Source organism: Embleya sp. NPDC005575 (genome assembly GCF_040605455.1).
Classification (GTDB): Bacteria; Actinomycetota; Actinomycetes; order Streptomycetales; family Streptomycetaceae; genus Embleya.
Window position 1 is genome coordinate 1 of record NZ_JBEXCV010000230.1, and the last position, 10,428, is coordinate 10,428.

At 69.3% G+C, this 10,428-nt stretch carries 9 protein-coding genes, 1 tRNA gene and 1 other RNA gene; 7 read left to right on the top strand and 4 right to left on the bottom strand.

Annotated features, from left to right (window positions below; all coding sequences use genetic code 11):
• A partial coding sequence (locus tag ABZS54_RS39905) for a DNA polymerase III subunit gamma and tau (RefSeq protein ID WP_355547363.1) occupies nucleotides 1-1,896 on the bottom strand: 1,896 nt, incomplete at its 3' end.
• An 88-nt stretch (nucleotides 1,897-1,984) separates the two neighbouring features.
• On the opposite strand from ABZS54_RS39905, the gene ffs reads away from it, so the two are divergent.
• From ffs to ABZS54_RS39925, 4 genes are all read left to right on the top strand, one after another.
• Nucleotides 1,985-2,083, top strand: an RNA gene (gene ffs, locus ABZS54_RS39910) — signal recognition particle sRNA small type.
• 84 nt (nucleotides 2,084-2,167) lie between these two features.
• Nucleotides 2,168-2,255: transfer RNA gene (locus ABZS54_RS39915), tRNA-Ser, on the top strand.
• A gap of 591 nt (nucleotides 2,256-2,846) precedes the next feature.
• On the top strand, nucleotides 2,847-3,641 hold the full coding sequence (locus ABZS54_RS39920; protein ID WP_355547366.1) for a hypothetical protein: 795 nt from the start codon (nucleotides 2,847-2,849) through the stop codon (nucleotides 3,639-3,641).
• Entirely contained in the window at nucleotides 3,631-4,797 is a 1,167-nt protein-coding gene (locus ABZS54_RS39925; RefSeq protein WP_355547369.1) for an XRE family transcriptional regulator, read from the top strand. The genes ABZS54_RS39920 and ABZS54_RS39925 overlap by 11 nt, the downstream gene beginning before the upstream one ends.
• Before the next feature lie 284 nt (nucleotides 4,798-5,081).
• Here the strand turns inward: ABZS54_RS39925 and ABZS54_RS39930 are convergent, their stop codons facing one another.
• From ABZS54_RS39930 to ABZS54_RS39940, 3 genes are all read right to left on the bottom strand, one after another.
• Nucleotides 5,082-6,311, bottom strand: coding sequence for a tyrosine-type recombinase/integrase (locus ABZS54_RS39930; RefSeq protein ID WP_355547372.1), 1,230 nt, complete (start codon nucleotides 6,309-6,311; stop codon nucleotides 5,082-5,084).
• A gap of 14 nt (nucleotides 6,312-6,325) precedes the next feature.
• Nucleotides 6,326-6,571 (bottom strand): helix-turn-helix domain-containing protein, encoded by a 246-nt coding sequence (locus ABZS54_RS39935; protein ID WP_355547374.1) that lies wholly within the window; start codon nucleotides 6,569-6,571, stop codon nucleotides 6,326-6,328.
• Nucleotides 6,572-6,702: 131 nt separating this feature from the next.
• Nucleotides 6,703-7,257: a helix-turn-helix transcriptional regulator gene (locus ABZS54_RS39940; protein WP_355547377.1), complete on the bottom strand. Its 555-nt coding sequence runs from the start codon at nucleotides 7,255-7,257 to the stop codon at nucleotides 6,703-6,705.
• Between the two features lie 329 nt (nucleotides 7,258-7,586).
• Here ABZS54_RS39940 and ABZS54_RS39945 point away from each other — a divergent pair, with 329 nt between their 5' ends.
• The 3 genes from ABZS54_RS39945 (at nucleotide 7,587) to ABZS54_RS39955 (ending at nucleotide 10,147) form a co-directional block, all read left to right on the top strand.
• On the top strand, nucleotides 7,587-8,480 hold the full coding sequence (locus tag ABZS54_RS39945; protein ID WP_355547380.1) for a hypothetical protein: 894 nt from the start codon (nucleotides 7,587-7,589) through the stop codon (nucleotides 8,478-8,480).
• A complete protein-coding gene (locus ABZS54_RS39950) occupies nucleotides 8,477-9,187 on the top strand; it encodes an ATP-binding protein (RefSeq protein WP_355547383.1) in 711 nt (236 codons plus the stop codon). The genes ABZS54_RS39945 and ABZS54_RS39950 overlap by 4 nt, the downstream gene beginning before the upstream one ends.
• Before the next feature lie 165 nt (nucleotides 9,188-9,352).
• Nucleotides 9,353-10,147, top strand: a complete 795-nt coding sequence (locus ABZS54_RS39955; RefSeq protein WP_355547386.1) for a DUF2637 domain-containing protein — start codon at nucleotides 9,353-9,355, stop codon at nucleotides 10,145-10,147.
• Nucleotides 10,148-10,428 lie beyond the last annotated feature (281 nt).

The window sequence follows — 10,428 nt, forward strand, 5'->3', positions numbered from 1 at the left end:
GGATGCGACCGGCGGGGTCGAGGCCGGAGCGCCGGGCCACGCGCCGGGGGGTGGGCCGGCGGGCGGGCGATCGCCGGGCGGTGTCGCGGGCGGGACCGGGGTCGGGACCGGAGCCGGGGTCTGGGTCGGGCCGCCGGGGCGACGGGTGGGCGCCGCTCCGGCCTCGCCGGTGACGACGCAGTCGATGCGCCAGTCGAAGCCGAAGGCGTCCTGGACGGCCTGCCGCACGACTTCGTCCCGGCCGCTGCTGCGGAAGCCCTCGCGGGTGCCGGCCTGCTCGAAGGCGATGGTCAGCGTGGTGCCGTCGAACCCGGCCACGGTCACGGTCTGCAGCATCATCCAGGCCACCCGGTTGCGGCCGCGTACGGCGTCCAGGATCTGCGGCCACATCTCGTGCACACGGGCCAGATCGCCGGTGGCCTGGGCCGGCGCCTGGGCGGGCTGGTGCGGCGGCGGCTGCGTGTGCTGCCGGGGCTGCTGCGGTGCGGCGGGGGGTGGGCCGGAGCCGGCGGTGCGGGCCTGGGGCCAGGCGCCGGCGGCTGGGGCGGGCTGCTGGGGTTGGGATTGGTGCGGCTGGGGTTGCGGCTGCTGGGGTTGTGTTGCGGGAGCCGGTACGGGGGGCAGGGGCGGGGCGGCCTGGTGCGGGCGGGTCGGCGCGGGGGCCGGGGCGTCGGCCCGGGCGTGGTCCGGGGTGGCGGATCCGGCGGGGCCGGCCGATCCCGTGGGGAGGCCGCCGAGCGACACGCGGCGTTCGAGGCGTTCCAGGCGCGTCTGCAGACCCTGCTCGCCGGAGTCGACGGCGGGCAGCAGTACCCGAGCGCAGATCAGCTCCAGCTGGAGCCGAGGCGCGGTGGCGCCCCGCATCTCGGTGAGGCCGGTGTTGACGATGTCGGCAGCGCGGGTGAGCCCGGCCCGGCCGAACTCGGCAGCGTGCCGAACCATGCGCTCCAGCTGATCGGCCGGCACGTCGATCAGGCCCTTGTCGGCCGCGTCCGGCACCGCAGCGAGGATCACCAGGTCGCGCAGCCGCTCCAGCAGGTCGGCCACGAACCGGCGCGGGTCGTAGCCCCCCTCGATCACCCGGTCGACCAACTCGAACGCGGCCCCGCCGTCCTGCGCGACGAACGCCTCGACGACGTCGTCCAGCAGCGACCGGTCGGTGAACCCGAGCAGCGAGGTGGCCATCGCATAGGTGACACCGTCGTCGGTGGCACCCGCCAGCAACTGGTCCATCACCGACATCGAATCCCGCACCGACCCGGCGCCGGCCCGCACCACGAGCGGCAGCACGGCCGGCTCGACCTTGATGCCCTCGGTCTCGCACACCGAGGCGAGGTGGTCGCGCAGCACACCGGGCGGCACCAGCCGGAACGGGTAGTGGTGCGTCCGGGACCGGATGGTCCCGATCACCTTCTCCGGCTCGGTGGTGGCGAAGATGAACTTCAGGTGCTCCGGCGGCTCCTCGACCACCTTGAGCAACGCGTTGAAGCCCGCCGACGTGACCATGTGGGCCTCGTCGATGATGTAGATCTTGTAGCGCGAACTCACCGGCGAGAAGTGCGCCTTCTCGCGCAGGTCGCGAGCGTCGTCCACACCACCGTGCGACGCGGCGTCGATCTCGATCACGTCGATGCTGCCGGGCCCGCCGAGACCGAGATCCCGACACGACTGGCACTCCCCGCAGGGCGTGGGCGTGGGCCCCTGTTCACAGTTGAGACACCGGGCGAGAATGCGCGCGCTGGTGGTCTTGCCACACCCTCGCGGCCCACTGAACAGGTAGGCGTGATTGACGCGGTTGTTCCGCAGGGCCTGCATGAGGGGTTCCGTCACGTGCTCCTGCCCGATGACCTCTGCGTAGGTCTCGGGGCGGTAGCGACGGTAGAGGGCGAGCGACACGCCCCCGACGATAGCCGGGCGCAGGGACAGACGCGGACCTCATCACCCGCCCGTGCCCGAACACCGACCCGGGTCGGGTACTCTAGGCCCCGGACCCCCCGTGCGGCGGTATCCTCCTGAACCTCCCCAGGGCCGGAAGGCAGCAAGGATAGGGAGGCTCTGCCGGGTGCACGGGGGGTTCACTGCATCCCTCACCTCCCGGCCACACCCCCTCCGCCCCCTTCGAATAGGGGTGCGCGAGCACCCGCCGACCTCCTGTAAGCTTCCGCACGGAGGATTCGCCTAGTGGCCTAGGGCGCACGCTTGGAAAGCGTGTTGGGTTCACCCCCTCACGAGTTCGAATCTCGTATCCTCCGCCAGCCTGAACAGGCAAAACGTTGCCCCCGGTCGCCCTGCGGCCGGGGGCAACGTCGTTGTTGGTCTCAGTTTTGGTCTCACTTGCCGCGAGTCGACGCAGGTCACGAACAGTTCGACTGTCCACGAACGCACATGGACTCGACCGGACACACCCAGGTCACTGTCGACAACTCCCAGACATTGCCTACCGACTGAAGGACTACGTCGCCGCAAGGCCCAGCGAGCCGGCACTTGCGGCCCGACGTACAGGTGGCAGCCAAGACGCTGATCGCGATCCCGAACCCGCATGCGCGCCCGTGCATTACACCGCCATGTCGACGAGGTTGAGCCTGATCACCGCGCGCCCGTTGCGGCTGCCAGACATCGTCATTGATCACGAACGCACCAAGAGCTCGGCGACGCGAAAGGAGGGGTGGCCCAACGGGTGGCCGACGAGCTGCCAAAGCTGGCCGGCGCCGCTAGCGGGTCGACCAGCCACCTCAATGAGACCGCCTAGGACTTCATCCTGAACCATGAGTGCAAGTTCTAGGTAGACAAATAAAGCTAGAGGCGTATGATCGCGTTCAGTTCTCAAGTGATCACTGGAGTGATGCATGAACGCGGACGAGTCGGCCCCTCCTTGGGCACAACGGCGATTCGGGGATGACGCCGAGCGGATTCGGGCAGCCCTTCGCGAAGCCCTGCTCGACACCCAAGACGCGATGTTGGACTCGCATGTCGCGGGGCGGTCGAAGAAGAGGTTCGCGGCTGGCTCCGCGCGGATGACCAATCAGTACGAGAGGGTCGCCGAGCACGTGGGTGCCCTGGGGATAGAGGGCACCGAACGAATCAAGCCCGGGACCTTCTACGAGCTGATCCTCGTCCACAACACGCTCTTGTACCCCGTTCACGTCGACGGCGTTGAAGGTGCCGCTCCTGGACGCAGGTGGCCGAAGAAAGTTTCGGGGGTGGTCCGCGAACTCTTCGCCGCAGCCGAGAAGCCGTCCCAGCGGTGGGTTGCGGAGCCGTTCTCCGGGCTGGAGGACTCACAGCCCGTGCTGCGCCGTTCGCTGGCGGAACTCGCCGGACGTGACCCGCAGCCCGCTCTCGTCCTGATCCCGTACGAGATGAACCTCGCGGGCCTGCACCGAGCGTGGTGGGGCCAAGCCACCATGCTGGACGCTGGCGGAACCCTCGACTGGGTCACCGAATGTTCGCTCCTGGCCACGGGCGAAGCACTCGGTCTCAGCGTCGTGCCTACACCGCGAACCGACGACGGCTTCGACTCCGGCCGCATTCCGGAGGTCCCGCTTTCAACCCGCGGGGAAGCCGACCGTGTACTGAACTTGCCGCCCCAGACCGAAGCCGAGGAACAACGAGCCAAGCACGCTGAGAGCGATGAGAACTGACCAACCGACGATCCCCGGCACTGATGTCAGCACGGCGACTCCGAAGGCGGTCTGGGACGCCTTCCATGCACCGCGTCTCACTCAGGCCCGCCATCTCGCTGGCCTAACGAAGAAGGAGGTCGCCCAGGGGATCGGCGTATCACCAGCAGCCGTTGGCCAGTACGAGACCGGAAGCAGCAAACCACGACCGGAGCTAATCCCTCTTCTGGCCGAAGTCCTTGATGTCCCAGTCGAATTCTTCCTGGCAGGCCGGCCGCTCGGCAAGATCGACTCATCCTTGGCGCACTTCCGCGCGCTCCGCTCCACCTCCGGCGCCCAGCGTGACAAGGTGCTCGGATTCGCCGGTCAAGTCTGGGAGTTGGCGTACGCGTTGGAGAGGCGTGTAAGGCTGCCTGTCGTGGACCTTCCGGGTTTCGCCGGCGGCGAGGTCCACCCCGGCGAGGACCTGTCACTCGATCCGACCGAGGCCGCTCGCGGCCTGCGTCGGCATTGGGGCCTGGAAGCAGGCCCTGTTCGCCATCTAGTCAGGCGCATCGAAACGCACGGAATTATCGTCGTCGCCCCCTCCGAAGCCGACAGGACTGCTGCCAAGGTCGACGCGTTCGCGACCGGCGGCCTACCGCGACCGTTGATCGTGCTCACCCCCAACCGTGCCGACGATGTGTGCCGGCATCGCTTCAGCGCCGCTCATGAACTGGGTCACCTCGTGCTGCACGCGACGTCCACGGGAGACAGTCAACAAGAACGTGAGGCCGACACGTTCGCGGCGGAGTTCCTCACCCCGCGTGACGATATTCTGCCGCTCCTGCCGCGCCGCCTCGACCTCGCTCGGCTCGCGGCGTTGTCGCGAACTTGGGGAGTCTCAGTACATTCGCTGGTGTACCGATACCGCGAACTGGGACTGGTCTCCGACGCCACCACCAGCCGCGCCTACCAACGGCTGCGCGCGTTGCGTGACCAGCCGGGATTTGGTCCCGAGCCCGTACGAGGATTTCCCGGCGAGCAACCCGTAATGCTTCGTCAAGCGTTCGAACTCGCAGAGCGCGAAACCGACCTGACGATACGAGCCCTGGCTCGCGAACTCGCCTGGAAGGTTCCGCATGTGCGTGAACTGCTCGGTATGCCGGACAACCGTCCGGTGCTCCGACTCGTTTAGCCCAGGCACGTGACAACGGTGCCTCGCACCATTGATGCCTCGCTGTACCGAAGCGAAGACCCCGTGGCCCAGACTGGTCAGGGCAAGGGCGCTCCCGGGAGGATTCGAACCTGCGACACCCTCTTTAGGAGAGTGGTGTTCGTCGTTATCCCCGTGGCTGCGGCAGCGCTGGCAAGAAACTCACTATGCGTGTCTGAGCAATGCGTTCGAGCGTGGCGAAGGCCCGAACCAAATGAGGTTCGAGCCTTCGCCACGGCAAGACCGCCTGCCGTGCTCGGCCGCCCCTACGACGGGACTGAGTCCTCCTTCGGGGTGCCCCACAGGAAGTCGTGGATTCGCCGCGCGGTGTCCACGAGGAGCGGTTCGGTGACGTGCTGGTAGCGCTTGCGCATCACGGCCGAGGACCAGCCCATCACGGCCATGACGACACGTTCGTCGACGCCGAGCAGGAGTAGAACAGTCGCGGCGGTGTGGCGGGCATCGTGGAGGCGGGCGTCGCGGACGCCCGCCTCCCGGAGAAGGTCCTTCCAGTGGTGGTAGTCGGTGTTCGGGTTGAGCGGTTCACCAGTCGGGCCGGTGAACACGTAGTCCTTGTCCACCCAGAGCTGGCGCGCTTGGGCCTGCTCCGCCGCTTGGGCCTCGCGGTGCCGACGGAGTAGCTGAGCCACCTCGTCCGGGAGGCCGATCGCACGGCGACCCGCGCGGGACTTGGTGTCCTTCGTTTCGCGGCGCACGAGCGCACGTTGGGGGCAATACCCGGGCTTGCGACCGCAGGTGTCGCCGCAGCCGTGGGCGTACTTGGGACGGAGACGGCCGCGGCGCACGCGCATCACGCCGGTGTCCAGGTCGAGGTCCGTCCATTGCAGGCCGAGGACCTCGCCCTGGCGTAGACCGAGGGCAAGCGCGATGACCCATCGGACGCCGTTGCGGCGTTTGCTCGCCGCCACGAGGATCCGCTGGACCTCGTCTTCGGTGTACGGCTCGACCTCTTCGTCGTCGAGGCGCGGGGCCTTGGCAATCTTGGCGACATTGACGGTCAGACGTCCGCGACGGACGGCCTCACCGAGGGCGACGCGCAGTGTTCGGTGCACCTGATGAGCGGTCGCCGGGGCGCTGCCAGCGTCCTGCATCTTCTTGTAGAGGCGCTCCAGGTGCTCGGGTTCGAGCTTGGTGAGGCGGTGTGCGCCGAGGCCAGGGATCAGGTGCACCCGGACGGCGACCTCGTAGCCGCTGAGGGTGTTCTCACTGACGGTGATCGGGGCGATGTTCTCGATCCAGTGGGTCAGCCACATCGCGAGGATCCACGGCTTGCCGGGTTTGCGGACGGTACCGAGGTCACGCTGCCGTTCGAGTTCGCGGACCTTGGTGGTGGTCTCGGCGCGGGTCTTGCCCGAGACGTGGCGGCGGTCGGGTGTGCCGTCGTCCTTGACGCCGACGGTGACGCGGCCGTGCCAGCGGCCGTCCTTGCCCTGGTAGATGGTCGACGCGCCATTGGGCTGGCGGGACTTCCCCATGGTGTTGGTCCCCCTCAGGCCGCGACGTCGAAGTCGACCGCGCGCAGGCATGCGCTGACGTACTCGTTCAGCGCCTCAGCGGGGATGCGGCGCAGACGGCCGATAGTCACGGAGGGGATGTCGCCGGAGGCGACGAGCGCGTACATCGTGGTGCGGCCGATGCTCAGGCGGCGGGCGGCCTCCTCGACGGTGAGGGCAACGAGGGTGTGGTCGCCGGTCGGTTCGGCGGACACGGCGGTGTTCGAGCGGATCTGGGACAAGGCAGGTCCTTACTCGGCGGCGCCTTGGGCAAAAGGCCGCCGGGTCGTTCCGTTCAGGGATGGGCGGGTTGTGGTGATGGCCGCTGCCTCGGTGTTCGTAGCACCGGGGCGGCGGGGTTTCGGGTGGGCGGTTACTCGCCCGGTGGGTCGGTGGGGTCGTCCTCCTCGTCCGCGTTCGGTGGATGGCCGAAGCGGACGAGGGGTGGGCCGGAGAAGGGGCCCGGGGTGACCAGCTCCTCCGCGATGACCTGGCTCACGGCTTCGCCAACCTCGTCCCCGATCTCGGGGTGGGCGTCGATGTAGGTCTCAAGGGCCTGTTGGGCGGCGGCGAGTTGGTCGTTGGCCGCGCGGATGGCGCGGTAGGACGTGCGGACGTCGTCGATCAGTTGGACGGCGCGCTCGTGCATCGCGAGTTGGGGCGGACCGAGGAGGTTGTCGAGGTCGATGCCGAAGACCTGGGCAAAGCCGATGGCCTCGTCGAGGTTGATCCGCCGCCGGGGCTCGGCGCTCTCGATCCGCCAGATCGCGGACTGGTTGATGGGAAAGCCCGCGTCCGACATGCGCTCGGCCAGCGTCGCGGTGCTCCACTTGCGCGCCTCGCGCTCCAAGCGCACGCGCTCGGCAACGTTGTCCTCGCTCCACATCGACTGCGGGCCGCCCGGCGGGCCGGGCACCGATCCGCTCATCCGATCCTCCTTGCAATGCGATCAAGCCCTGTTGCATCGACCGCCGTTGGAGAGTAGCCTGATGCAGGACAGAATGCAAACGATTCTCCAGGGATTAACGGAGGATCGACCCGGGTAGCACCGGGGCACGCAAAAGGCTCCCGGCGCTACGAACGCCGGGAGCCCCACAACACACCTCGCGACCGCCCATCCCTGAACGCTCGACCACGGTGGAACCGGGTTGCCCCCCGGACCGCCGAGTGAGGAAATGCCTTGAGCAAGCCTACGACGACAGCCCTCCGGGGCGCATCCGCCACGCGCCGTCCCACCCGGACGGAGGCGCGATAGCCGTGGCGCGTATCCGCACGATCAAGCCGGAGCTGTTCAGCTCCGAGAGTCTGGCCTCGGTCAGCGTGACCGCCGAGCGGACCTTCGTCGGCCTCTTCACCCAGGCGGACGACCACGGACGCCACCGGGACCACGCCGCGATCATCGCCGGGGTGCTGTGGCCGCTGCGTCCCGAGCACACGCCGCTCGACGTCGAGAACGATCTTCAGCAGCTCGCCGAGGCCGGGCTCCTCTGCCGCTACACGACCCCGGACGGCAAGCGGTACCTGCACATCGTGACCTGGCACGAGCACCAGAAGATCAACCGGCCGAGCGCTTCCCGGCTGCCCGGCTGCCCGGATCACGACGTCTCGCGCAAGAAGCCCGGTGGAGGCTTCGGGGACGACTCGCCGAGCCCTCACGGAGGGCTCAGTGAGGGCTCGGTGAAGGTGCACCGCACCCTCACGGATGACTCCGTGAATCGCGAATCCGCAGGTCGGACGGCATTCAGTGAGGGTTCAGTGAACCCTCACGGAGATGTCGGTGAGGACTCAACGCCCGGATCTAGGAACTTGGATCCTGGACCTAGGATCTTCCCTCCGGGGGGCGCGGGCGCCCACGCGCCCGACACCACTCCCGCGCTCGTCGCCGAGTACGTGAACGCCTGCCGCACCCGGCCGCCGGAGAGCGTCCTGAGCCGGATCGGCCGGGAGACCAAGATCCTCTTGGACGAGGGCGTGTCCACCGAGCACATCCGGGCCGGCCTGGAGCGGCTGCGGGCCAAGGGTCTCAGCCCGAGCGCGCTGCCGGGGCTGGTCAACGAGGTCATGAACGCCGACCGACCCGGCGCCCCGGCGACGTACCGGCCGTGGACCAATCCCGAGGACCCCGAGGCGGCCTACGGCGGTGACCTGTGACCACCGGCCTCCGCCGACCCGCCGACCCGCAACGGGTGGGCACCGGTTCCGAGCAGCGCGTCCTGCGCATCCTCGCCCAACGCGGCCTCGACCCCGCACGCCCGCTCGACACCGACGACGACACCGACCGCGTCGCCGACGCCCTGGCCATGGCGGAACAGCGCATCCCGCCGCGCTACCGCTCCGCCGTCGCCGACCACCCCGGCATCACCGGGTGGATGCGGCAGATCGTCGACGAGGCCCGACCCGGACCGGGCGGGACGTTCGGCATCGCCACCGGGCCCTCGCTGCTGATCGCCGGGACGACCGGCACCGGCAAGACCCACCAGGCGTACGGAGCCGTCCGCGGCCTCCTCCAGGCCGGGGTACGGCTGCGCTGGAACAAGATCACCACCGCCGCGCTGTACGCCGCCATGAGACCCCGTCAGGGCCACGACGCGGAAGGCGAGATGCGCGAACTGAGCCGCTGCCCGCTGCTCATCCTCGACGACCTCGGCGCCGCCAAGACATCCGAGTGGACCGAGGAACTGACCTACCGCCTCGTCGACCACCGCTACGAGCACATGCTGCCGACCCTGTTCACCACCAACCTGGCGATCCCTCGGATCCGGGACGTCCTCGGTGACCGGGTCGCCTCTCGCCTCGCCGAGATGACCGACCGCGTCATCCTCACCGGACCCGACCGACGCCGCCGACCGACGGACTGACCCGCCGTCGGGGCTGGCCCGGCGCGTGGAACGTCACGGCACGGAGACGCCCGCAGACGCTGCCCCTCGGTATCGAGGCGGACGCGTGCGCCACCGCGCCCGGACCTTGCCCAAACCCTTGCCCATCCCATCGACACTCCGCAGGAGGCGACTCTGACCACCACCATCCACGCCCCCGGTCCCGCACGAGCGACAACCTGGGACCGCGCGGCGATCGCCCTGCTCGGCCTCGCCGGGTTCGCCCTGTCCTACGACGCGCTGCGGCAGATGGCCGTGGCCGTGCATGTGCGCGGCGCGCTGAGCTTCCTGTTCCCGCTGCTGATCGACGGGTTCATCGCCTACGGCATCCGCGCCCTCCTGGTCCTGCGGACCGCGCCGCCCGCCGCCCGGGTGTACGTGTGGGCGCTGTTCGGGTCGGCGACCGGAGCGAGTATTTGGGCCAACGCGCTTCACGCGGTCCGCATCAACCAGCAGACCGAGCCGGGCGACGATCCCGGGTTGCGGTTGGGCGACGCCACCGTCGGCGTTCTGTCGACCCTCGCGCCGCTCGCCCTCGCCGGAGCGGTCCACCTGTACATCCTCATCGCCCGCCAACCGGCACCCGCCACCGCCGCGACCGACCGGCGGATCGCGCCCGGACACCCGCCCCGGACCGGCGACCCGGTGACTGACCGACTGCCCACAGCGACGGTCACCGGGGACGCCGAGCAGACCGAACTCGCCCTCACCGGACCGGAGGCGACCGTGTTCGCCGCCGAGTCGAACCCCGCCACGGCCGAGGACAACCTTCTGCCGGCCGCCCGCCGGGCTGTCGCGGACGGCGGATGGATCACCCGGGCGATCGTGGCCAACGCCCTGCGCGACCAAGGCCACCGTGTCTCCAACGAGCGCCTCACCGACCTGATGCGAACCCTGCGCGACGAGGCCGACGCCGCCCCGAAGACGCCCGCCCGCACCTGATCACCCGTCACCGTCCCTCGCCCGCCCGGCTGTTCCGGGCGGGCGACCTCTTCCCCAGTCAGGAGCCGGAATCTTGAGCGACGAACTCCCCTTCGCCACAACGCAGAACCTCCTCGGCGGGGCGAGCAAGCAAGGCGTGGGACCGTCCGTCGGCCGGTCCCACGCGTGTGCGCCGATCCCCGAGGGCGGGGACGGCGCACACGGCCCGCAGCACCGGGGGGGAAGACCACACGTCTGAACTACAGTAACCACTATACAGATCTGGTGAGGGGTCGTCTGGG